The following is a 23,016-nucleotide window of genomic DNA, read 5'->3' as shown; positions in this document are numbered from 1 at the left end:
CGCACCGATCGCAGCACCGACGACCCGACCATGATATCCACGGATTTCAGCGGAGCGTAGGAAACCTTGTCGGGATAGACGTGAACCGTGTACTCGCCAGCAGGAAGACCGGTGAATTCGAAATCGCCTTCTGCCGTCGTGAACGCCTTTTGTGCCTTCACTTTGTTCTCGCGGGGCAACTGCCCCTTCGGAACGATCCCCACCCAGTTGTCGTCGCTGGCGCGATGAAACACAACGTGCCCCTTCACTCCCGCATCGCCAGACGTCTCAACCGTCAGCTGAACCTGCCTGAGCACGACTTCGCCAAATACCTCCCACTGCTTGCACCCTCCCTCAACACTGGCATCAGGCGTACCACAGAACGACCGCGTCACATTGATCGCTGTGTCACGCCCCAGAAGTAGTTCCTCCTGATCCATGAAGCCAGTTACAGCTGCCGTGTTGTTGAGATAAGCTGAAGGTGCACCTTGCGGAACGCGCACCCGAAGAATGACGTTCCCTTTATCAAAAATTCTAGGAGGCTTATCCATCAATGTAGTGGAAAGGTAGGCTTTATCCGTAATGGTTCGTCCGCGCAGTGTCTTGATCTGCTCGGGTGACAACCTCAGATCTGTGCCCCGACTGACAATGTAAGCCGCATCCGCGGGGCGTCCGTACAACCCCCAGTCTGTATTGGAGACTGATCGAAGGAACTTCCTCATATTTTTTTCAGAATATTTCTGGGTTCCTTTCCGCAATGGAGAATTATTGCGGGCTGACATGGTATATTCGTAGAACTCATCCATTTGCGCGTCCGGGAGGTTTACCATATAGCTGTCCCAGTATGCGTCCGCAGCTTTGATACGCCCCTCCTGTGTCACGTCACGGATCCCCTGAGAGATTTCTGCGAGCGCTTTTATCCGCTTTTCTTCAAGGGGAAGATCGTCGAAATCGTCATCCGTTGGCCCTTTCATCCACGGCTTTGGTTCCAAAGAGAATATAGCTTCGTTCGCGGTATGGTTCCGGACTTCTGCCATTCCTGCTGAGGACAGCCCTGCGGCGGAGAGAGCCAGCAGAACGCTAGCGGTTCTGACCGCAATTCTACTTAATCGGCGCACTACATTTCCTTTCTCGTTCATTATGGAACACCTCTCGGTCAGAGAAGGCGTTGCTAAAATTGTCAGAGATATCCTGAAGGCACAAGGAAAAGTTAGATATTTTCGCACTATTGACGTTATAATCTTTGAAGCCTTCAGGGCGACGGGAGCAAATTCTACGTCACAGCCGCTGCAAGCAGCCCCCCCTGTTCTGATCTAGCTCGGTTAGCCGACAGCATGTTGAAACCGGCTTTACGCGCTGCGTCGTGCCCTCACATACAAACCCAGAAACGAAGACGGGGCGTAGAACTTAGCTTTCTGATGGAGGATTCTCATCGGGACGAAGTGGACTAGTTATAGCAGAGAGCGCCTGGCGTTTCGCACTCCTGGCAACAAAGAGGCCTTTGATATGATGCAAGTCCATCTTCGAGCACGAAGGCCCTTGTAGGCTGAGTTGAAATTGCTCGATCAGCGGAGCCGACGAGCGTCATCGCGAAATGCTGTGGAATCAGCGACGACACCGCACCCAGCGGACTGGGCGGGCCAGCATCCCAAAACCATCACACCGCTGTGGGCTTCCGACGTTGCCAGCTCGCGCTGGCCAAACACATAAAGGCCGTTGACACTGCGCACGTCAGGACTGGGAGGCTTCTGAAGCCGGGCGCTTTCTCAAAACGTGGTACAAACCAGGCACCCCGCCCTGCCAGCCGGGCTTTCAGGTTGGGGAAATTTGTCGGCTCCCTGTCTGCTTGAAGGGGATCAGAACTGTTTGGATGGCTTCCAGTTGATGATGTGCTGGAGCGGACCGCCGCCAGTGCTGACCTGCGTACTGTATCCGACGCCCAAATGCCCAGTCGTTATAGGTATTAAGATCGGGCCGAAGCCAATGGCAAAGTTGTCACGCTCTTCCGGACCGACATCGATCATGTAGAGCGATTCCAGCTATTTTTTAAATCGTGTCAAAGCACGGTCATACAGCAGTTTTTGCGGCAGCAAGGCGGTAAACGCAAAATCGGAACCCGACGAACCCACGCTGTTAATCACCAACACAGATGGAGGAACATTGTGGGACGCGACCAATTATAGTCGAAAGCGCCGTGAACCGGGCAGGACTACAGACAAACTTGAGATATTTTACATCGTTTGTACCAAAGCCGGGGATCGCACATGAGGCGTTCATCGTTTCCTCCGCTTGCCTCCACAGAACCTTAATATTGCTTCTAACCGGATTGCTTCCAAGCCCTTTCCATGTCGCCGGATGTGAAGTACGAGCATTTTCCAGATAAGCAATGAGAAAAGCCATCATAGCGGCAAGGCCATCGCGATGGTCAACATCCAAACCCGACGAACGTTCTAACGAACTGAGTTTAGTGGCGACGTGCAGATCGTGACTGTAGGCATTCAATTCATCAAGCAGATATGTAAAATCATCAGCAGAGCTTGAACCCTCCCCATCCAAATAGGTCTGGATATAGAGATCGTCTCGACCGAAGAAGGTCCCCAATGCAGACCGGATCTTGTTTGGTGCGACAAATGCGGCTGTTTCCCGCAGCCTTGGTAATTTATCGCCACTTATTAACGGGTAGGCATCCAGCTCTTCTGTCAAGGTATGAACAGACTCATGCACGGCCGTCGTCAAATCGAGCTGCATATCATCACATTTCAACCAAACTTTGAACTGGCTCTTGTCAGATAAGGCGTGATAAATCGCATAGCTTTCTGGCGCTGCTTCCTTTAGAGAACCTATCGCCTTTTCAAAACACGACGGCGCTGAGGTAGCCCCGTTTGAACCCGACATCAGCAATATTGCAATAACAACTGGGATGATGAACTTCACTTCGACCGCTCCCATCGTGTGACAAAGTTCAATTTTTTTGAACTGTGGGCTCCGAGCCCTGTATCTGCTTTCGAATTGAAGTCGAGCGAATTGCGGCAAACGCCACAATCAGCGGCTGCAATAGATGTTGTGATTCCCAGCCTACGTTGGATTTATATCACTTTGACTAACACTCCACAAATGGGTGGGGAGAGCCCGATTCAGCTTAATCTTTCTGTTTTAAAAATACTTGAATTAGTTTCCCTTATCCAGCCCGAATCAGATTAATTGGTTGCAAGCAAGACATAAAAAAAGCAAAAGGAAGAAATAATTCTATTATACATTTTACTAGTCAGTCATTCGTCACACATTAGATAATACATATCCAAATATTTATTGAATCAATCAACAACAATCGACAATAAAATACAATTCATTTTTCATGTCTTTCGCACGATATCCGTAGATTAGCATATTATACAAAAGATAATATCTAGGATGCCGGTCCGGTAATAACGACGAATAATCTAGGCCAATATCATAATATTTACGGTTGAGTCATTTGTCTAAATTTATATACAATATTACTGTATTGATAGAGAAACCATGAGATGATATTAATCACCAGTTCACTCATACATGAGAATATATGATGACTGAACTGCCCGGGTAGCACATTTGCTTAGAATACTGGTTGCGAGTGAACTTTAAAGGCAACTCTCTGCTTATTGGAGATATAGTCATGATAAAGACATTCGGACTTATTGTTGCGCTTGCGACAATCACGACTTTTTCACTGACAGCGGTTCCGGCAACCGCTTTGGCTGACAGCCAGCAACATCGAAAGCACGTCGCAACGACAAAGGTCTCTACCTCTTATCAACAGGGAAGGCATACTCGTCAGGTACGCAACGTCACGAAATATCGCGATGTGGAGCGGCCCCGAACTATCGTGCAAACGAAACGGGTAGTAAATGTAACCCGCATCCAACCAGTCACTCGCATTAACACTGTCACCCGAGTTCATAACCGTACAGCAGTGCTACGCGAAAATCGGTACTCGACAGAGACAAACGTTCTTCCTGCTAAGCGTTATCGTACCAGCAAGACAGTGGTTTCGCGACCCGCCGTTCGATCCAATACAAGAACGGTTTATCGCTACAAAACTGTACGCCAAGTGAACAATATTACCCGATATCGCGACGTCGACAGAACCCGTTATGTCAAGCATGTAAACAACATCGTTCGTGTGAACACGGTTCAGCCTATCGTGCACACCAATGTGGTCACCCGAATCCATGAACGCCCTCGGATTGTAACCCGAAATCAGTATTTAAACCGCGTGGAGTATCTCCCTGAACGTACTGTCCGCACGGCAAAAACGATACAGGTGCGCCACGGAACCACTTACCGCGATGCCGGTTCCACCCAACGCAATCACCATAAAAAGATATCATATTGAGAATCTCAGCATTGAGAGTGCGCCAATCAGTGGCGCACTCCCGGTTGACGAGGAGAACAGACGATGGAAGTGATCCTGGCTCAACTTATCGGCGGAGTTGTTGGCGGATCAGCAGGCGGTAGAACCATGCAATCTCCCAACCTTGGAGGATTAGGCAACGCAATTGCGGGTGCTATTGGAGGCGTCGGGGGAGGACAGTTGCTAGGTTCTTTGATGGGCATAAACGCAACACCCCCTGCCGGTTTCGACATTGTTACATTAGCAGGGCAAGTAGTGTGCGGCGGCATTGCGGGCCTTGTTGTCCAGATAGCGGCCGGACTGATCAAGAACAAGATATTCGGACCCAATGCAGTTTAGTTACACTCTCACCGGAGCGGTAGCGATATGAACCTGATCAACCTGATTCAACGTCTAATACGCCCACGTAGTAGCGCTCGAACAACAATAAGCAATTCGGCGTCCGTTAACGCGGCTGCGGTGGATATTGATGCCATTCTCGACAGACTGGCAGCGACCAAAGACGAAAAGCTCAACTGGCGGACATCTGTCATCGATTTGATGAAAACACTGGACCTCGATAGCAGTTTGCCCGCCCGCAAAAAGCTTGCGAGGCAGTGGGGGTACTCATCGGAGCCGGCCAGTGCGACGGCCATGAATTTATGGCTGCATAAGCGAATACTGGACCTGCTGGCAAAAACTGGCGGAAAAGTACCGCTGGACATCGCAGGGCGTTAGGCGGCTGGCCGGAAACTCAGCTCGGTCCGGAGGCATCATCATGCATAAGCCGAAATATTTGCTGATTTTTGGAGCAATCCTATACGCAACGAATACGGCGGAAATTGCGTTGGCGCAAGACTGCCGCCTGTCTGTGACGACAGCTACAGATCTCGTGGCGAAGCGTCAATTGGCGGCACTCTATAATATGCAACGCGCGCGTAATTGTTCAACCGATGAACGAGGCGGCGGGATATTCAACCCTTGCCGTGACCTGGCAAACCAGATCGCGGCAGCGCAACGTTCGGCATCTGCCGATCAAAATTGCGCTCCTGCTCCAAATCGCCTTCAACGCAAATCCAATCGCACACTCAGGTCGTCGCGAGCGGATACTGTCAAGAAGGTCTCCTTTTCCAGACCGAAGGAAATGAAAGTTCAAACGCCAAAGAAAACCGCACGATCATTATTGTACTGCGTGAGACTTACAGACGGTTACCTGTTTCCGGCACCGCATTCGCAATTCAAGCAGAAGGGAGGTGAAGCGGCGGCATTAGCCCAATGCAAATTTATCTGTGAAACCGACAGTGTCGATTTATATAGACTGAACGATCATAGTAATGAAACCGCTGATCTCATGTCGGTATCAACCGGTCAGTTGTACATCGATCTGCCGACTGCGTTTAATTATCACGATGCCGCAGAATTCAAAAAGTGCAATTGGACCCGGTACATCGATACCGTAGCTCGGCGAAAGCTTGCTCAAACACGCACGCACTTCAGTGAAGATTTTCAGCCGCCAATTCCTGTCAGCCGGCCCGTCGGAACAGTTTCCTCGTCAATCCGGGTGATCCAGCTCTCCGCCTTCGCGCCGCTACCTGATCGTAAGCTTCGTGTGGTTGGACCGCCGTTTGTATTTGACAACACCAGACCTCTCAAGAAAGAATAGAGGCTGGAACGCAGCGCCCCTTTACCCTCCAAATGGGTCGCTCATGGGAGCCGTTTACACGGCTCTCTTTTTTACCGGTGATGCGTCCGGCGAACCTCATTCCCACTTTGCAGAACTGGCGCGAAGAGCTCGTCCCAAGCATTGTCTGACCGAAGAGCCAAACCGTTGGCATTATTATACCGCATCCCAATCGCATTTGAGCGGTCGCAACCTTTTCATCAGTGCCCATCCGTAGTAAAATAATGCTGGGATTTGAGCCCTAAACATCCGCGCACAAAGCCTACAGAGCTTCCAATGTGATACACCCCTGTCAAAAGCGCTCGCTTCGGATTGAACGGAAGTATGCCGATCACAAGCGCTGTCTTGTAGGTTCTAACCAGAAGAGATCCGGCGAGACGAGCGACGGAAAGCAAAGGCCGTCTTTGAAACCTTTCTTTGAACATTATGCACGCGTGGTCCCTCTGTCTGCGATAATAATATGTTAAACACAGACGAGATGCAGGCACCGTCTCGTAAGCGAGCGCATAGGGTGTCCAACCTGTTCTCGCCCCCAAATCCCTGGCTTCTTCGTAAAGGCGCCAGTCTTCCCCGCCTGCAAGCCCAAGTGAGGTATTGAACCTTAGTCCTGTCCGGCGAAAGAAGTTCAGCTCCCCCATCCAGCTACCCGTAGCGATCTTCAACTGATGACCTTTGCCTTCAGCCCGCTTCCTTATAGAACGCGCTTCTGAGCGTTGGTTACTCTCATTGACAGCTTCCCAGATTTTCTGGCGCCACCACGACAACGTTCGGTCAAGCGGTTCGATGCGAACTGGCGATCCAACAATGTCCAGGCAATGATCGTCGCGTTCCTTCAATAGTTCCATCAACCAGCAAGGGTCGACCGTTTCATCATCGTCGGCAAAGGTGAGAAGATCGTAGCCATTTTCAATTGCATAGTTCAGCGCACAGTTTCGAGCGCTAGCGATTCCCAGCTTAGGTTCTGTGAGATAAATCACATTGTTCCCAGAAACGAGGTTGGAAAACGTCTCCACAATCTCTGTCAAGCTCTTCGCCTGGCTGTTCTCTACAATGAGATAATCAACTTCTACGTCCGCGGGAAACTTCAGTTCCTTATAGCTCGCCAAAAGCCGGGAAAGCATTTGCGGGCGATTGCGCGTAACGGTGGCTACAGCAATCCGGCGCTTAACTGCCTGTGCAGACCTTGGATGCCTTTGTTTCATGATGCTTATCCCCATACTGCCTTTTTTACAGTTGATAACCAGCCATTACAGTGGCGAACATTACGACGAGGTAGGAGAAGCCGATCATGTGTAGCAGAAGCACATCCTCTTTGCGTCGTCGTCGCAATTTTGAAACCGGCCTTTGCCACCATATCGCGGATATTCCGGGATACTGCCCCGTAAGGATAACAAAACGCTCGCACGTCGGCCTCTATCAATCCCTCCAACTGCGCCTTGGACTCCCTTATTTGCCTGAATGCTTCGGCAGGTTGAACGTCAGGGAGCCGAACGTGATCAACCGTGTGAGCCCCCACCTCGTTTCCGGCGCGCACCCAGTCAAGAACCTGGCTTTTCGACATGCACGCTGTATAAGGAATCCCGACGGCTTGATCCCAGCTGTTAAACCCACCGATTTGGCCACTCACAAAAAAGCAAGTGGCTGAAAAGCCGTATTTTCTCAGAACGGGGAGCGCGTGCTGATAGACGTTCTCGAACCCGTCATCAAACGTAAGCCCAAAGACCTTTCCGGTCTTTTCGCCCGTAATAAATGGCTCCATTTCACAAAGAGAAAGGCCACGGTAGCCCAGCCTCGCAAGCCACTTCATTTGCGAGGCAAAATTCTCAGGAGATACGTTCAGTCCGCGAAAGGGACTTCCAGCGACATTAACCTTGTCGATCTGGTGGTACATAAGAATTGATTTGGACATCTTAGTAATTCCGTCCGGCGTGCGAATACCCAAGACCTTCGCCATCAAAGTGTTTCGTTTGATGCCAGCCAGCGGCGTAGCGATTGGCCGCGATCCAGGTAAGTACCGACACCTCTATCTTCCTGATGCCAGCTGGAAAAAGCCTACCTCACCTCGAAACATGCTCCGGGCATACCGCCACTACCATTCCTCTATTTACCCAGCCACACCCCGGGACAGAAGCACCGCCAGGTTTGTCAGACATGCGGCCAGTCCATAGCACCTCAAACTGCTGCACCCAGTCGCCAAGGTCGTCGCATTAATACCCGCCATGAGCAGAGAGCCTTTAACGATGAAACAATGAGTTTCATTGCACAGAGCTCTCTATACTCAAACCAGACGCAGACATTTGATTTACACTAACAACGAAGCGCATATCTGATCCAGCCTTGCAGCCCAGCAATCGCTTTCAATATGACTGCTATCAGGGTCATTCAGGCTAGTTGCTGTCAATTTGCAAGCGATTGCTGGCTATGAGAGATATTCGACAGGCGGAGCTGTCCACATCTGCATCTCAAACCCATATAAAAACACCTTGGCATTTAGAGCCCCTCCCCATCCCGCCTCCATTTTGATCTGCGCCCCTGACGCAGATGCTTACCTCTACCGCTCTCGTTTTGGCTCCAGTGGAAAGCCATGAATTCCCAAGCAGCGGGCACTTGAAATGGCCCACGCGTTATTCTAAGTGAATAACTCTCGGCTCCAGCCGAGCCATATACAATTTGGCTGGAACAGGTTTCGTACAAACCAGTTGGATGTATCGAACAAGCGGAGATCGTTTAACAGAAAGCACCATGGGCATTTTCCCTTGTGACTTCCTTGACCCCGTTACGCCATAGGCTATCATTCAGCATGGAGAATAGAAAAGAACTTCGCGATTTTTGTACAGACGCCGCACATTACACACGCCTCCGCAATGCGCTGTGGCGAGCAAATCATGACACCTATTGGCCAAAGCAGAACTGGTCCCCTTGTGCCGACGATTTCTCCAATGTATGCGTGCAAGCTGTGAGGGGTATAGGAACGAAATCTACCGAAATCATTACTGCTTGGCTCGCTGCCAACCGAAACTAATGAGAATTCAGCTTCGACCCGAAGCTTGTCGGGAGCGTTTCGCAGACGGATAGCGCAATGGCTATAATTGCATTAAACCACCAGCCCGGATTTCATTAAGGCATCGGGAGATTGGCTCGGTTGCTCTTCAGCAATTCCGAATTTTATAGAACCGTAAGCGAACCTTTTTGGCTTTCTTCCTGCAGATCGGATCTGCCAATGCGCTCATCCGACCCCATGCGGTCAATCTGTGCAGCACTATCGGATCCCGTCGTGGTCAGCGTTGTCATTTGCGATAACTCACAAATCACGACGTAACGACGTTCAAACAACGCTTCTCAAAAAAGGGTTTTACAAACCAATACCATTAACATCCAAGCCATCGTTAAAAAATTGCAGTCTCATTTGAAAAAGATTTCGACGCGCCGTTATCGCTGCGCCAAGTTATCATTGAGGAATTTCCAGATGCTATACCAAGATTATATGGACATCAACTTCCCGCAAACCACTATACCGTTGTCGAACAATAACCTTCAACTCGAACTTCAGTTCCTTGACGGCATAGAAGTTTACGATAAAACTCTTGTTTGGAACGCTGAACGAAGAGCACCCGTTGTCAGGGCAACCGAACGCTGGCTCAAAATAATATGCGGTGCCTTGGGAATAGCAGGTCATGAGCTCCGGATCAGAATTTCCGCTCTCGATACCCAGGCGTTGGCACTTGGAAGACCAGTCGATTTCACTTTAACAAAGGAACATATATTTCCAACTCTTGGTGACGTGATAATCGACAAGCTGTTTTATTGTCCGGCCAGACAAGCCAAATTTGCCGAAGAGCATAAAATTGGCACGAAATCTGTTGCCGATTATTTTAAGCGGGTGCTACCCTCAACCATACTACATGAGCTCGGCCATGTTTTCGGCATTGGAAGCCTTTGGAATTTACATAGGTCTGGCCAGGATTACTACTTCCCTGGAGAGGACGAATATTCTCCCGCGTTATGGCGGCATTGGGCAGCAAGAAATGCCAGCGGCTGGAGTTATATAAAGCCTCATAGCCAGGCGCTAAAATACTATAATGAAATGGTAGACGATCAGGCAGAATCCATTCCACTCCATAACGGTTATCACTTATTCAATTCCCTCGATCTGGCCTTGGATCAACGGTCGAGCACGACTTCCATTCACCACACACTTCCAACTCCACCCCTATTGGATGAGGAACTGATGGGAAATGGCACCCTGATTAGCAAAATAACGGTGGGCTTCCTGGACGACCTCGGCTGGGATGTTGACTATGACGCTGCGGACAATCTGATACTCGACCCCTCCATTGAAATCCGCAGAACAGGTTTTGATCTTTTTCCTTGACGTTGCGCGATAGCTGCAACCCTCTTTGTTTTAGGAAGGCCCGCGCTTGGGTCATCGGCCGGTCTGTCCATGGCCAACACGAATAAAGTTGCCAGATTGGGAACGAGTTTCTATCAAACCAAGCCACGTGTGTTCCCAAAGGTTCTGGCGCATTAGTTCTACCGCGTGGTTTGATCTGAGGATTGGCAAAGCGAGGCAGCTTACCCTCTCTCACATTGCAGTATGCACAGCGACCCTCCACCCGAGAGAACTTTATAATGTCCCTCCGCGCGACGAACTCACGATGTTACAGCAGATCCATCCGTTCCCGTCCCGACCTATACCCCACTAGCTATAAGTTGGGATTGCCCTCAATAGCTCTTCATGAAATGCTGCGACCGTAGAACAGCGATGATGTCTTCTCTCCGTGTCGCACGATACCGTATTAGGTTCGAGTCGACAATTGTTCAGAACGCTCAATGAACCGGCGGGAATTTCCTACCGCGCTAACGAACGAATTAACCTGATCATTTCAGCTTGCTCCCCTGAGGGAGTGCCGTTGCTGTTCATTTCAACACTGACCAGCATCACCGGCGTAGTTATTTCAAGGAAGTGGAACCCAATGCGTGCTATCCAAGCGCTCATCGCAATCATAATCATTTTTGTTCATGGCGTCCCATCCGCAGCGGCAAGTGCACAGGCCGATACCAAAGTCCTTTATGATGAACTAATGCAGGGAAGCATTCTGTTCACGAAAGCTATTGAAGAGATCAGTCACTCACCCCAAGATGCAAGGAAGATGTTTGAGCGTGTAAAATATCCTGTACTGGAAGCTCGAATGATATGGCAGGAAAAGGCCCGATCCGGCGAGTTTGCCAGTTACCTTGCTTTCGACCAATGTGAGACTGCAAGCATCTCTCTTGAAAACCTAACCGATCATTTCCTTGAATCGCTCCGGCTGAATGGCAGGGTTACCCCTTCAACGGCGAATTTGCAGCTCTTCAAAGAGTGGCTGAACGAATGCGAATCTGTGCTCAACCTGGAACACCCTTTCACAAACGGATAGATGGGTACCCGCCGTTTGACCGCCAATACGGCGCGGTGGAACCCCGAAAAAGGAACGCAGGAAATATCAGCATCGGCCGTTCGCGAACTCACAAATGATGCCAGCCGATTAGCGGTCCTGAACACAAAGCCACACTTCAATCTACTCGGCAGAACATATTTTCGTACAGGATGTATTATTACTTCCTTGACTTCAGTTCATTTTGAAAGTTTTTCTGAATTTTTGTTATCATTATGAATTAATGTGTTCCCTTATTACAACATTGCTTTTTCTATACAACAATTCTCCTTATAGTGACTTGCCGTAATGCGATCTGCTGTTTAACAGGGCTGCGTTTCTTACCTAAGTTCACGCATGGAGATTTCTAGTGAAAATCAAATCGGTACTTTTCGGCTCCACCGCTGCATTTATTGCAGTGTCGGGCGCGCAGGCAGCTGATGCCATCATCGCCCCCGAGCCGGAAGCCGCTGAATATGTTCGCGTCTGCGATGCTTATGGCGCTGGCTACTTTTATATCCCAGGCACAGAAACTTGCCTGCGCGTCGGCGGTTATGTCCGCTACGATGCAACGGGCGGCGATCGCGTCTATGCCCGTGGAGGCAAGCCAAGCCGTATAAGCAAGGAAGAGCGCCTTATCCTCGCAGACGACACCAAACGCGACACGTGGGGCAAGAATGCTCGTGCAACGCTTCGCTTTTCAACAGCTTCGGAAACCGAACTCGGCGCCCTGAAGACTTTCACCGAATTGCGTTACAACTGGACCGGCGGTAGCGATGGCGTTGAAACCCACTCGGTAGACGACAATGAAGATAGCTCGCTGCGTTACGCTTACGTCCAGCTCGGTGGCCTTCGCGTTGGTCTTGATGAGTCAGCTTTCGTGGCCTTCCCTGGCTACCTTGGCAACGTCATCAACGATGATGTGATCCTTGCTGGCGGCTACCGCACCAACCTCATCAGCTACACCTTTACCGGCGCCAATGGCTTCTCAGCGATTCTCTCGCTTGAAGAAGGCGGTAACACCGACGCTGACCTTGATGTTACCATCAAAGACTACACGCCGCACATTGTCGGTGGCCTGAAGTATGCCGGCGGCTGGGGATCGATCGCAGGTGTCGCAGCTTATGACGCCCGAAACGAGAAGTGGGCTGGCAAGCTCCGCGGCGATGTCAATTTCACAGATCGTTTCTCGCTGTGGGTACAAGGTGGCTACAAGTCGAACAACGACACCTATTATATCCTTGATGGCATGTCCCGTGGCGTTCGCGTCATTGACAGCTTCTACGGTACCTGGGGTGGCGCATGGGCCGTCTGGGGTGGCGCCGCTTTCAAGGCAACTGACAAGGCCACCGTCAACGCGCAGGCAGCCTGGGAAGATGCTGGTACGTTCGCAGCAACCGCCAACGTCGCCTTCGAAATGGTTCCAGGCTTCACCGTCACCCCTGAAGTCTCCTATACCAAGTGGAACGACAAGAAGTCCGTGCTTGACGGCAAGGATGCCTGGCAGGGAATGGTTCGCTTCCAGCGCACGTTCTAAGCTTGATAAGAACATGCGGGCAGGCAGAGGCCTGCCCGCATAATGCCTGATTAGAATTTCTCCTCAGTGCGCAAGTCGCAACAGGCGAGATTGTTCAACTTGACCTCCAGCCAAGGATGAACAAGAAAAGGCGGGATTTAGTCCCGCCTTTTTTGTGGGGCGGCGGTGTATGCAAGTTCCAAAAACATGATAGCCGCGCAAAAAGCCGGCCGAGGCTACCGCTCCTGAGGCGGTCGCTCCCCGGCATGAAGTTATGGGAAGCCAGATTTGAGACAGAGTTACTGGATCTCAAGGCGAAATTTTGCCGACATCCTGAGCGTACGCTATCGGATTCGGTTTTTACAATCACAATGAATACAATTGGTGTGGATTTGGGATGTCGCTTCGTAGTTAACTACACCTATTAGCAATAGCGCCAGCAATATTTCGGAGGAGACTTATGAACCTATTGAAATCGATGGGCATCTTTGTTGCGGCGCTTTTCACCTTTCGAACTATATTCTGGTTCTTTCTCAAAGACATAAACGGTGGATTTTCGCCCGATGCTACCCTGATGCTCTTTGCCTGGGGTCTATCAGCCATATTGGCAATTTGGTTATGGTGGAAGTCCAGACCGATCGAACAGACTTTGGAAAATAGCAGAAGTTCATTCATTCCGAAGGTCGCGTCTTCAATTGTAAAAACGCCGCATGCCCAGCATTCACTTGTTACTTTAAGTGAAGCAGAATTTTACCAGAGCGATAGTGCGCCAGAAATACTCATAATACGCAGCGCTACTATCCTGGTAGTATTCGTCATTATGCTTGTTGCTTTCGATGCAGCATGCCCGCTTATCCTTTCAACTCTGGTCAATTTTGGTCTTTTGAGCCCCCAAACCGGCAGCATTGCCTCCTGGGAATTCGTGTTCTTTTATGGAACAATTTCAACCGTATTGTCGTTTTTCACGGCCCTGTTTGTCGGCAGCCTGGCCAAGGCGTGCGCAGGGAAACGATGCGCTTCCCAAGACTGTTGAATCAACCCGTTTCTATAACCCGGCATTGCAAGCCCCTAACAATATCGGCATTTTATAGGTTGATTTGAAGCGCGATCCTGCGTGTATCCAAGGGCACACATTGCCGATAGTGCCATTGCAAGAAGGGAATGACTTTTGCAGCAATCCCATCGATGGTCATCGGCCATATGGAGCCTGCCAGGATGCTTTTTATACGTTCACGCAAGCGCAGGCCCCATCAGGATCGTGGGCATCCCTTTCATTTTGAAAGCGATCAGGCATGACAATTTCACCGTCCCCACTTATGTTCTTTCCTACTTGAGTTAAGGTGCACGCAGCGCCGGATATGGCTTCTACGAAGTGCCTGTTTGCATCATTACACAAGGGTGGAGTGGGTAATGACTGTGCTAATATGGATCCTCAGCTGTTTGGTAGCGCTAAACCTGTCTTTTGCAGCAATGATGGGCGCTGCATGCGCGGGCTCGGCAACTACCGCTTCACACAGACGGACGCGAGCTCCAAATCTCGAACAATGGATGCAAAGCTGCGCGGAGGTGAAGAGAGCGGGCGGACAGGATGTGTCTCTGTGCAAGGTTATTAACATTGTGCAAACAGAGGGATTGGAGCCTCCTGAAGGTGGGCTAGTTATTACACACGAAACCCGCGAGTCGGATCACAATGAAAACTAGCTAGACTGCTGATATGCATAGATAACCGTCTGTAGAAAGTTTAATTCACGTAATCGCATTAACCGCACTTCTCGTGTGTGCGGAGTATGTGGATTTGCGCAGTGAGAGAAATATCAGCTGAGCAAAAGTTTAGCTTCAAGATCACGGAACGCTGCATCGGCTTATGAGGTAAGCGGATATTCTGTGGTGATTGCTGCTACCAAAACCCGCCCTGAAACAGGAATTCACGATGAAGCGGCATATCCCCTTGCAAGGAACTTTTAATATTCGAGATCTGGGTGGCTATGCGGCCGGAGAAAGCGAAACGCTGTGGCGACGATGCTTACGCGGGGATAGCCTTCATCGCCTGGATAAGAATAAGGCAGACGTCCTAATTAAAGAGGGCGTCACGACTGTAGTTGATCTGAGGGCGCCGGGCGAAGTACAGATGCGCCCCAATCCGTTTTCGACAAACACTTCAGTTTGCTATCAACATATGCCCTTGTTTCTTGATGCCGTGGGAGCGGATCAAAGCCGTCCATTTTCTCTCGAAGAGATTTACATAAGGGCGTTAACAGAACAAAGAGAGCAATTTGCGAAAGTTATGCTCCTGATCGCGGAAGCCCAAAACGGAGGAGTTCTTTTTCACTGTACCACAGGCAAGGATCGAACCGGTTTAATAGCAGCACTATTACTCTCAAACGCCGGCGTGGATGATCAGGCCATTTGTGATGATTACGCCTTAACAGGGCCTTTGATTGCACCCCTGCAGAAGGAATTTCTGTCCCATGCTGCATACTTCGAGCTATCGGAACTCGCAAAACATCCAATGCTTGAGTGCAATCCGAAGACGATAATGGGTGTTCTGAACTATATATCGGGTACTTATGGGTCAACCTCCCGGTACCTCATTGAGGCTGGCTTGCCGTGGGAGGCAAACGAAGTGTTGCGAAAGCGCTTATTGGGACCGACCTGATAACAACAAGCGCTGCCGGAAGCCTGGTTCGAAACCGGCGACACCGGCATCAGAAATCGGGCATGGTTTATGCATTTGGCCGTTGAAGCCAATTCCAACAGCCGAGACCCAGCTGAGCAGTTGAATGTAATCGAAAAGAATGACATTCCGGCCCGTAGCGCCAGAGTGCTTGTCCTTTTGGCATGGAAGGGATTTTATATGCCTTCAAATGTTACGATCAGCGCTGCTGATGCGTTCACCCACGTCAGGATTATCAACGGGATAGGGATAAGCCTCTGCCTTTCGAGGCTACTCATTTTCGCGGGTCATTTTGTGCACGACCCTAAACGTTCACATATCTCGCTATTGCATGTTTGCTGGATCGCTGTAATCCTGCTTTGGATTATCAAATTCTGGTGGGATTATTTGTTTGAAAGCCAGACCAAAACCTATAACGCATTCTATACCTATGTACTTGATCTGCTATATGTCTTCGGTTTATTTTTTTCTTGTGTGACATTGACACCGGATGGTCCCACAGGACACCTGAAGGATCGTTGCTATTTTACGTCTCGCAAGATCTGGTTTTTCTCGCTTCTAATATTTTTGAATTTGACACAAATGCTTTCTGTCATTGATGCCCATTCTTTCGCAGATGGCAATCCAGCGCCTTACCTGGCAATGATTATTTTCGGCATCGAAACGATCGTCATCATCCTCGCGATGTGCGTAACATCACTGACATTCCAGTACCTCTTCGTATTGCTTTTTCTGCTGAGCGACTTCGCCGCTTTTAGTATTGAGATCACCATTTGAAAAGATGCATACGACATAGAAGATCCTGAATATGGAAGCTATGTTCGGCATGAGGTATACTGGAAAGTCCACCCGGAATAAGCGCTTTGATTTGCTTCATGTCGCGAGCCTGACGGCAGACTACGTCGTTTCCGGAGTCATCACCTACGTTAGATGCCGGCAGCTATGCTCGTGAAGTTTGCAAATAAAAGCCGTTTGTGCTGAAAGACCACCGCCAACGGATTGCTATTTCCCTCACCTCGGTCAGTTTTCAATGGCCAACAGAACCCTTGATCGTCGTCGAAAAGCAGTGAATACCAATACAGCCTATGCCGGGATTCTCGTTTACGCCGCTCGAATTTCAAGTGGGAGAAACCCGCCGCGTAATTGAGGGACCATTCTGCGGCAGCCGTTGGAGCATCCACGATTGTTGTTGTGATGAACGAATTGCCGGACTTCTACTGCTCCGCCCCTGTACCGCAAAATCAAAGGTTAAATGTGAAAGAAGGTTTTGCCTTACCGCCCGAGTTGAAGGGCGTCGCCTTCCTTGTCCACAAACACGTTTGCCAATCATAGAGCGCACCATAAAGTTCCTGTGATCCGGCAGGAGACACCGAACTGCGTTTGGGACCCTGGCATCCAACTGCGCTTCGGGATCGAGAACCGGCCCCAAGTGCCTTACAGCCCAAGACGCCGGAATTTCAATAGGTACTAGCTACCGCTTAGTAGCGCAGTCAACCGCCTGTCGGAATGCGAATTGACCTACGGCTTGCAAACGCTAACGCAACCGATAGTTCATCATGATCTTGAGCTGCCAAGCTTAATCTCTATCTGTGCGGCCTTTGCTACCCCTTCCGCCAGTGCCACTATGGCTGGTTCCCCGAAGTTGGCCTTGCGCAGCACCAAAGCGACCTCGTCATGTACGGAGGGATCGATTCTGCTATCGATTACTATGTCAATCATTTGGCGCTTAATAATGCTTGTCAGGGACGTCTTCACTACGTCTGTAGCTGTTACAATCGTGGTCATCTAAATTCCTGCTTTCGTTAACCCTTTCAAGGGAAATCGCCGGTTTTAAGGACGGTTTGGCGCAGTTGGATCGAATGAAGACAATATTTCTGTTCTTTTCTGCAACCTATTTACACCATCGAAACCAATCCCGTACAAAGGAAGGTGTTTCTGGCGGCGACCAAATAACTGCTAATCAATTGATGAACGTCGTAAACGATTTTGGTTGGCAGTCCACAGGTGGAATGAACAACTCAATGCATTGGGGGCGGCATGATCTTTCCTGCTTTATTAAACCCGATCAATCGCGATAGTTAGAATTAATCTATCTCGCCCGCTTGCGCAATGCTACATACTGACGATTTTGTTTCCTTTTTGGCGACAAAACATTCAATTACTGAAAGCTGCAGAAACAGCAAACAACACGCCGCCCTTTCCTGCAGCGATCTACACAGATTGTCGATAGCCTTGTGAAATTAAAATACCACGATTGCCTGTAGCACCAAGCCGAGCACTTTCACATTGTCGGATGCGGACAAGGCTTCGATGTTTCCCTCATCCGGCTGGGCCACAAATCGAATCCCTGTTGAATCGAAAGAAATCTTACGAACAGTTATTTCTGACATTCCTTCAACAGCCTCGCGTGAAACAACGACGATGTCTCCCGCTATCAGCTCACGACCGGCCCCTTTAAGAGCTTCGCGATTGGCTGTTAGAACGAAAGCCTCGCTCGGAATATTCAGTCCCGCCGCGTGTCCGCCCCTCACCTGATATATCTCTTGGGATTTGGTTGGATAACGCGGATCGGGCTCGATGAAGGCCGTCAGTCCCTTTGGGATTCCTGCCCCTGCAGAGCGAAGCGCGCCAGCCTCTGCGATGCCAGAAATAGTTTTTCCATCCGGCAAGCCACCGCGACGGGGCGTCCGCTGTTCCAGAGTCAGGTATTCTGGATCGCAATCAAGGGCAAATGCTGCCGCTTCCAAGTGCTTAAGGTTAAAGCGATCTTTCTTATACTTCCCGTTTTCCATCCGGAATAATTCATAGAAGAAATTCCGTGTCAAACCGCCGCGCTTGGCTGCTTCAAACGCATTGATGCCAAGAGCATCAAGGCGCCCTTGGACACGTTTCCGTAGAACGTCGCTCATGTACGCTGAACCTATACCTTGGTTGGACTCTTAAAACAGTTTTATTTCACTCCACCAAAGTTAGACTGATAGAGCTTTTGCGGCGGAATTCAACCATTTTTTGTCTGAAGACACTTTCAGACAGTTAACGCTTTAGTTAGATTAATATTTGTTCGTGAGTAGAAGCAAACGCGCAGCTCTTTCCTCGCCACTGGACTCGAGTCTACCCACTAAACGACTCATTTGATGCGCCCTTGTTCATTGGTCGCGTGATCGGTCAAGACCTACCCACCAAAGCCTTCAGTGTCGCACCATTTATCGAAGCTGCACGAAAAAGCGCCAATCCAGGTCACGAAAGTCCGCACAACGCGACATCATACGCTTCGTTCTAACTTCCAAAACAGCGAAACCCACCTTCGGCTAGGACCAAACGGGGCAAAAGGACCAAAAAGCAGCTTTAGAATACCTCAATATTAGAACAGGACGCAAAGGATGAAATTGCCGCCGCACGGGCCGGCCCAATACAGGCACCTTCCTCAAAGAGCCGTGAGTTCCGGCCTCTCGGCTTATTTTACACGGACGTGCGCACACGCGCTTACAGGAACTCGCCCTCCCCGAGCCGCGCCGATTCGACCTCACCTGAGTTGCTTTGGCAGCCAGGCTCGAACACCACTGGTAAATGGTACGACACCTTCTTACTCTCAACAAGCCGAAGCCATAGATGAACCGACGGCAGACACCAAAACGCCGCGCGTCGAGGCATTATCGAGCTTCTTGTACCCATGAACGTCGTTTGCTCACGAGAATTTCTTCTTGACAAGTTAGATATTTTCGCTCTTTCCTGTTTGCAGATCAGGCACATACTGCTAGAGGAGACAGCATCAACCGTCACTCCAAATGGAGCGTAACGTTCAAGCTTTTCTTTGACACACGGGACAGCGCTATGAGCCACTCGCCTCATTTTTGGGAGCGTCAAATAGCGGGTTTCAAAACAGGTTCGCCAGAATGATATCGAGCGTGGAATGGTAAATGCCCAGTTTGCGCACTTGGAAGATTTCGAAGCATTAACGTCGGAAAAGACGTCTTTCGACGCGCCCCCAGGCGCAGGCACTGTCGGTATTACCCATCTTTGCGTGGTCTACCGCCTATGCCCTGACCATTGAATGAAGGTGTCGTGTCCGACCTCGCCCATTATAGGCACATCGAATTTCTGGGATCGCCGTCGAACTCGCACAAGTGTCTTTTGGCTCCGCGTAACTGGCGCACATTCCATGGTGGAAGCATAACTCGGCAACAGCTGAAAACACTTTGGTTTCAATATCCCCAGGGACTGCCGCTGGGACATTTGCAGAAAGAAAATTGCATGACCAAACCAGAAGATGCGATGGGGTTCTCAACCCGACCCAAACAACCCACTATGTCGGCGACCGTCATTGCCCGGCCAGTCGACGCTTTGCCCGAGCCAAAAGTAACTAACGGCTTTAGCGTGCATATTATACCGCCGACATGGCTGGCAGATACAAAAATGCAACGGATTATTCTTCATTGGACCGCCGGTACAAGCAAGGCAAGCGCCAAGGACAAAGACCACTATCACATCTTGATCGAAGGCGATGGGACCCCCGTAAAGGGGAATTATTCAATCAAAGCAAACGAAGCGCCGATCTCATCGAGTTACGCGGCCCACACATTCCAGTGCAACAGTGGTTCGATAGGCCTCGCTCTTTGTGGCATGGGCAACTCCACTGAAAACCCATTCGATGCGGGGAAGTATCCAATCACCCCATTGCAATGGGATGTGGCAATTGATGCTGCGGCCGACCTCTGTCGTCACTATCTGATTCCTGTAACCCCTACGACCGTACTTTCCCATGCTGAGGTACAAGACGTTCTCGGCATTAAACAGCGAGGGAAGTGGGACGTTAGTATCTTGCCATTCAACCTTTCGCTAAACACAGCCACCAAGGTAGGCGACGCGTTCCGAGCCGCTGTGCAAGCTAGAATCTAGCGGAGAAAGGGCTCTTAATGTGGATGTTGATCAACAATCTTCTGGTTAGGTGTAAATATGTCTGAAATCATCCTTCGAGGCAAAACAGCCGTAAACACTTATCTCCCTTTAAATACGCGGGCAGTTGAATCGCATTTGTCCACTTTGGTGCAACCATTCGTCAGATCAGCCACGCAGTTAAGTTGCTCGTGGCGAGGAGTTGGATGCATAATAAGCCCTGTTTTGCGGGTCTTTTCGCCAAGATGTTTCTATAGCTGTTGAGGCGTTAGCACGACGATTACTCACTTCAAACCAACTTATAGTCAGGTGATCTGCCAAACTATCGGCATAATATCGTCTCGAAAGGTGGGCACAATGTCGCCGCTTGAGTTTCTTGCCAATCTCGGATTGAATTCCAACTTTATCGTTGCAGGCACAGCGGGAGGTTTTTTAAGGGCGCTCTCCAGGAAGCAGTTTCACATACGCGAGGTAGCGTTCTCTCCAATTTGCGGAGCACTGGCGGCTGCTTATCTCACGGAACCTATCATACACTTTGCACATCTGATGAACTGGGCCATGCCTAGCGGATCCACACCGGAAACAACACATAATGCGGCCGCATTTATCGTCGGTGTCACCGCAATGTGGATCACCGACATTCTTGGTGATCGTCTTATGCGTTTCGTAAAAATGCGAGAGAAATGATCTCCCATGGAACTTTATCGAACTGCAATCAGCCCGACAAATTTTGGGCGTTCCCCCATTATAAATGCTCCTGACGGAGCACAGACAGTCGACGCCCGGACACTTTCTCAGCAGGCTTCCCGATAGATGATCCATATCGCGCTCCCACTCGGGCCAAAAGGACGTGGCCCGCGGGCGTTGATAGTCAACACAGGGTCTTCTATACCATAGTTGAAATGATCGCGGTCCACTCCCAACTCCACAGCATGGAAGCCGGCCGTAAACAATTTGGACGTATTCTACGCACCGTGGATTATTGTGCGGTCTCTTGCCGTCATGGTAGAATAATCAGAACACTATTCAACCTGCAAACTTGCCAGAAATCTGGTTTCGCCTTAAAATCTCGGAATCTGTAATTTGCCAGGCGTGCTCTTCAATCTAAGCTGTAAAGCTGCGCTCGACACCCAGGCCAGACCACATTAAGGAAGGAGCAGGCCCGCAATGTTGCCGTTGTCGCCTCTCTTGTTTGCAGCAAAATTTCTTGGTCCCACATATGGGATTGCAGTCAGCGTTGTTGCCTTTATCGGTATACGCATCGCCATTCAGTTATCCCGTAACCGAAACGCAGATTAAACTGCCTCCACTGGACAACCGAAAAATCCGAACCCGAGGCTCTTTTCGAGTATCGTATGAAAATCATTATCTGGTATAGTCAATGACCGCCCCGGTCCCACGAATGTATAATCGACCGGAGCGAGTCGAGGATCGATAAGATTACGCCTCAAATAAAGAGGTTAAAGGTTCCGATCTGGCTCAAACAGATTCAACGTGCTCTAAAATGCAACAGCTCGCACAGGGATATTTCCTTTTCGAAAGAGACAATGGCCACGAGTTATCGCGTCAATCCCTGCTTTGGCCGTATTTGGACAGGCGCGCAAGACGTTTGTCCGACGTCACAGCAAGACATCACTTTTGGTCCAGGTGTTTGTCGATAATTGAAGACATTTCGTCCGCTGAAACCGCACCAGCATGAACTTCCCCGTTGATGATAAAAGTGGGTGTTGCTTTAACACCGAATGTCTTTGAACCGTGCTCGACAGTTGCTCTCAAATCATCCAGCAGCTTCTGGTTTGTCAGACAAGCCCTGAACGCATCTTTCGAAAATCCCGCTAGCTTTGCAATTTGAAGGAGCGCTGCTTCTCCGTCTTCAGCGGTTGCCCAGTGCTTCTGTTGCTTGAATAAAACATCGACCATGGCAAAATAGCGTTCCTTCGGCGCGCAGCGCGCTAACATGAATGCGGCCGTTGAGCGCGGGTCAAAAGGAAATTCACGCAGGATCAGCCGTGCCTTACCAGTGTCAATATACTTCGCCTTGATTACGGGAAAAGTCTTGATTGTGAAGTCTGCACAATGCGGACAACTCAACGAGGTATATTCAATAATCGTCACAGGCGCATCAGCATTCCCGTAGCTCATATCTTCTAACGGAGTTTGCCTCGCAGCTTCGGGCTTCTCAGAAACCAGCTTATCAGCGTTAGTTTGAGAGAAAGCATTCGTGACTTGTGTGAAGCAGCTGATCAAGACAAATATTACTGTCAAAATCATTATTCTTCTGTTCGATGTTCTGGTCATTTATTGTCCCTTATTTTTACGAATTACGTTCTTATCTCAAGGATTTATTGTGATGGTTTAATTTGTGATTGTTTGATTGCTTGTGTTTTCGGGATGGGTGGTATGGCCGGATGAGGGCTTGGCTTGGTTGTGTGTGTTTGGGATGTTTCGCATGACATCGCTTGCGGTCATTGGCCTTGCGAAGTACCA

20 protein-coding genes are annotated in these 23,016 nt (G+C 49.8%); 12 read left to right on the top strand and 8 right to left on the bottom strand.

The window, feature by feature from the left end; translation table 11 throughout:
- The 3 genes from ACOWVS_RS22720 to ACOWVS_RS22710 all read right to left on the bottom strand — a co-directional run.
- The coding region (locus ACOWVS_RS22720) for an ADP-ribosyltransferase (RefSeq protein WP_420973149.1) at positions 1 to 1,118 on the bottom strand (1,118 nt) is incomplete at its 3' end.
- A 717-nt stretch (positions 1,119 to 1,835) separates the two neighbouring features.
- A complete protein-coding gene (locus tag ACOWVS_RS22715) occupies positions 1,836 to 2,003 on the bottom strand; it encodes a hypothetical protein (RefSeq protein ID WP_170873290.1) in 168 nt (55 codons plus the stop codon).
- Between the two features lie 109 nt (positions 2,004 to 2,112).
- Positions 2,113 to 2,913 (bottom strand): hypothetical protein, encoded by an 801-nt coding sequence (locus tag ACOWVS_RS22710; protein ID WP_139309321.1) that lies wholly within the window; start codon positions 2,911 to 2,913, stop codon positions 2,113 to 2,115.
- A 721-nt stretch (positions 2,914 to 3,634) separates the two neighbouring features.
- On the opposite strand from ACOWVS_RS22710, the gene ACOWVS_RS22705 reads away from it, so the two are divergent.
- From ACOWVS_RS22705 to ACOWVS_RS22690, 4 genes are all read left to right on the top strand, one after another.
- Positions 3,635 to 4,354, top strand: coding sequence for a hypothetical protein (locus ACOWVS_RS22705; RefSeq protein ID WP_139309322.1), 720 nt, complete (start codon positions 3,635 to 3,637; stop codon positions 4,352 to 4,354).
- Between the two features lie 63 nt (positions 4,355 to 4,417).
- The gene (locus ACOWVS_RS22700) at positions 4,418 to 4,711 is read left to right on the top strand and encodes a hypothetical protein (RefSeq protein ID WP_075042479.1); all 294 of its coding nucleotides are present in this window, start codon (positions 4,418 to 4,420) and stop codon (positions 4,709 to 4,711) included.
- A 27-nt stretch (positions 4,712 to 4,738) separates the two neighbouring features.
- On the top strand, positions 4,739 to 5,089 hold the full coding sequence (locus tag ACOWVS_RS22695; protein WP_075042480.1) for a DUF3597 domain-containing protein: 351 nt from the start codon (positions 4,739 to 4,741) through the stop codon (positions 5,087 to 5,089).
- 40 nt (positions 5,090 to 5,129) lie between these two features.
- The gene (locus ACOWVS_RS22690; RefSeq protein WP_075042481.1) at positions 5,130 to 6,014 is read left to right on the top strand and encodes a DUF2865 domain-containing protein; all 885 of its coding nucleotides are present in this window, start codon (positions 5,130 to 5,132) and stop codon (positions 6,012 to 6,014) included.
- Between the two features lie 218 nt (positions 6,015 to 6,232).
- Here ACOWVS_RS22690 and ACOWVS_RS22685 read toward each other — a convergent pair whose 3' ends face one another.
- A complete protein-coding gene (locus ACOWVS_RS22685; RefSeq protein ID WP_075042482.1) occupies positions 6,233 to 7,234 on the bottom strand; it encodes a glycosyltransferase in 1,002 nt (333 codons plus the stop codon).
- A 5-nt stretch (positions 7,235 to 7,239) separates the two neighbouring features.
- Positions 7,240 to 7,941, bottom strand: coding sequence for a polysaccharide deacetylase family protein (locus ACOWVS_RS22680; protein ID WP_075042493.1), 702 nt, complete (start codon positions 7,939 to 7,941; stop codon positions 7,240 to 7,242).
- Between the two features lie 1,497 nt (positions 7,942 to 9,438).
- Between ACOWVS_RS22680 and ACOWVS_RS22675 the strand changes: the two genes are divergently transcribed.
- From ACOWVS_RS22675 to ACOWVS_RS22650, 6 genes are all read left to right on the top strand, one after another.
- Positions 9,439 to 10,404 (top strand): hypothetical protein, encoded by a 966-nt coding sequence (locus tag ACOWVS_RS22675; RefSeq protein ID WP_139309324.1) that lies wholly within the window; start codon positions 9,439 to 9,441, stop codon positions 10,402 to 10,404.
- 442 nt (positions 10,405 to 10,846) lie between these two features.
- Positions 10,847 to 11,449, top strand: coding sequence for a hypothetical protein (locus ACOWVS_RS22670; protein WP_139309325.1), 603 nt, complete (start codon positions 10,847 to 10,849; stop codon positions 11,447 to 11,449).
- Positions 11,450 to 11,816: 367 nt separating this feature from the next.
- Entirely contained in the window at positions 11,817 to 12,983 is a 1,167-nt protein-coding gene (locus ACOWVS_RS22665; protein ID WP_075042485.1) for a porin, read from the top strand.
- A 439-nt stretch (positions 12,984 to 13,422) separates the two neighbouring features.
- Positions 13,423 to 13,995 (top strand): hypothetical protein, encoded by a 573-nt coding sequence (locus ACOWVS_RS22660; RefSeq protein WP_075042486.1) that lies wholly within the window; start codon positions 13,423 to 13,425, stop codon positions 13,993 to 13,995.
- An 897-nt stretch (positions 13,996 to 14,892) separates the two neighbouring features.
- Positions 14,893 to 15,618, top strand: coding sequence for a tyrosine-protein phosphatase (locus tag ACOWVS_RS22655; protein ID WP_075042487.1), 726 nt, complete (start codon positions 14,893 to 14,895; stop codon positions 15,616 to 15,618).
- A 75-nt stretch (positions 15,619 to 15,693) separates the two neighbouring features.
- Complete coding sequence (locus ACOWVS_RS22650; protein ID WP_139309326.1) at positions 15,694 to 16,413, top strand: hypothetical protein; 720 nt, start codon at positions 15,694 to 15,696, stop codon at positions 16,411 to 16,413.
- 777 nt (positions 16,414 to 17,190) lie between these two features.
- On the opposite strand, the gene ACOWVS_RS22645 is transcribed toward ACOWVS_RS22650, so the two are convergent.
- Positions 17,191 to 17,421 carry a hypothetical protein gene (locus ACOWVS_RS22645; protein ID WP_075042489.1) on the bottom strand — a complete coding sequence of 77 codons (231 nt, stop codon included), beginning with the start codon at positions 17,419 to 17,421 and terminating at the stop codon, positions 17,191 to 17,193.
- A gap of 455 nt (positions 17,422 to 17,876) precedes the next feature.
- On the bottom strand, positions 17,877 to 18,545 hold the full coding sequence (locus ACOWVS_RS22640; protein ID WP_075042490.1) for a helix-turn-helix domain-containing protein: 669 nt from the start codon (positions 18,543 to 18,545) through the stop codon (positions 17,877 to 17,879).
- Positions 18,546 to 19,887: 1,342 nt separating this feature from the next.
- Between ACOWVS_RS22640 and ACOWVS_RS22635 the strand changes: the two genes are divergently transcribed.
- Both ACOWVS_RS22635 and ACOWVS_RS22630 read left to right on the top strand, forming a co-directional pair.
- On the top strand, positions 19,888 to 20,532 hold the full coding sequence (locus tag ACOWVS_RS22635) for a peptidoglycan recognition protein family protein (RefSeq protein ID WP_081375306.1): 645 nt from the start codon (positions 19,888 to 19,890) through the stop codon (positions 20,530 to 20,532).
- 354 nt (positions 20,533 to 20,886) lie between these two features.
- Positions 20,887 to 21,216, top strand: a complete 330-nt coding sequence (locus tag ACOWVS_RS22630; protein ID WP_075042491.1) for a hypothetical protein — start codon at positions 20,887 to 20,889, stop codon at positions 21,214 to 21,216.
- Positions 21,217 to 22,161: 945 nt separating this feature from the next.
- Here ACOWVS_RS22630 and ACOWVS_RS22625 read toward each other — a convergent pair.
- Positions 22,162 to 22,800, bottom strand: a complete 639-nt coding sequence (locus tag ACOWVS_RS22625) for a DsbA family protein (protein ID WP_247644472.1) — start codon at positions 22,798 to 22,800, stop codon at positions 22,162 to 22,164.
- Positions 22,801 to 23,016 lie beyond the last annotated feature (216 nt).

Origin of the sequence: Brucella sp. IR068, from assembly GCF_049065885.1 — a bacterium.
Classification (GTDB): Bacteria; Pseudomonadota; Alphaproteobacteria; order Rhizobiales; family Rhizobiaceae; genus Brucella; species Brucella intermedia.
This window is presented reverse-complemented; position numbering and strand designations above follow the sequence as displayed.

Excerpts from the sequence above, each read along its gene's own strand:
- ACOWVS_RS22715 (WP_170873290.1), bottom strand. The coding sequence starts at position 2,003 with ATGATCGATGTCGGTCCGGAAGAGCGTGACAACTTTGCCATTGGCTTC.
- ACOWVS_RS22705 (WP_139309322.1), top strand. The coding sequence starts at position 3,635 with ATGATAAAGACATTCGGACTTATTGTTGCGCTTGCGACAATCACGACT.
- ACOWVS_RS22700 (WP_075042479.1), top strand. The coding sequence starts at position 4,418 with ATGGAAGTGATCCTGGCTCAACTTATCGGCGGAGTTGTTGGCGGATCA.
- ACOWVS_RS22695 (WP_075042480.1), top strand. The coding sequence starts at position 4,739 with ATGAACCTGATCAACCTGATTCAACGTCTAATACGCCCACGTAGTAGC.
- ACOWVS_RS22690 (WP_075042481.1), top strand. The coding sequence starts at position 5,130 with ATGCATAAGCCGAAATATTTGCTGATTTTTGGAGCAATCCTATACGCA.
- ACOWVS_RS22685 (WP_075042482.1), bottom strand. The coding sequence starts at position 7,234 with ATGAAACAAAGGCATCCAAGGTCTGCACAGGCAGTTAAGCGCCGGATT.
- ACOWVS_RS22680 (WP_075042493.1), bottom strand. The coding sequence starts at position 7,941 with ATGTCCAAATCAATTCTTATGTACCACCAGATCGACAAGGTTAATGTC.
- ACOWVS_RS22660 (WP_075042486.1), top strand. The coding sequence starts at position 13,423 with ATGAACCTATTGAAATCGATGGGCATCTTTGTTGCGGCGCTTTTCACC.
- ACOWVS_RS22655 (WP_075042487.1), top strand. The coding sequence starts at position 14,893 with ATGAAGCGGCATATCCCCTTGCAAGGAACTTTTAATATTCGAGATCTG.
- ACOWVS_RS22645 (WP_075042489.1), bottom strand. The coding sequence starts at position 17,421 with ATGACCACGATTGTAACAGCTACAGACGTAGTGAAGACGTCCCTGACA.
- ACOWVS_RS22640 (WP_075042490.1), bottom strand. The coding sequence starts at position 18,545 with ATGAGCGACGTTCTACGGAAACGTGTCCAAGGGCGCCTTGATGCTCTT.
- ACOWVS_RS22635 (WP_081375306.1), top strand. The coding sequence starts at position 19,888 with ATGACCAAACCAGAAGATGCGATGGGGTTCTCAACCCGACCCAAACAA.
- ACOWVS_RS22630 (WP_075042491.1), top strand. The coding sequence starts at position 20,887 with ATGTCGCCGCTTGAGTTTCTTGCCAATCTCGGATTGAATTCCAACTTT.
- ACOWVS_RS22625 (WP_247644472.1), bottom strand. The coding sequence starts at position 22,800 with ATGATTTTGACAGTAATATTTGTCTTGATCAGCTGCTTCACACAAGTC.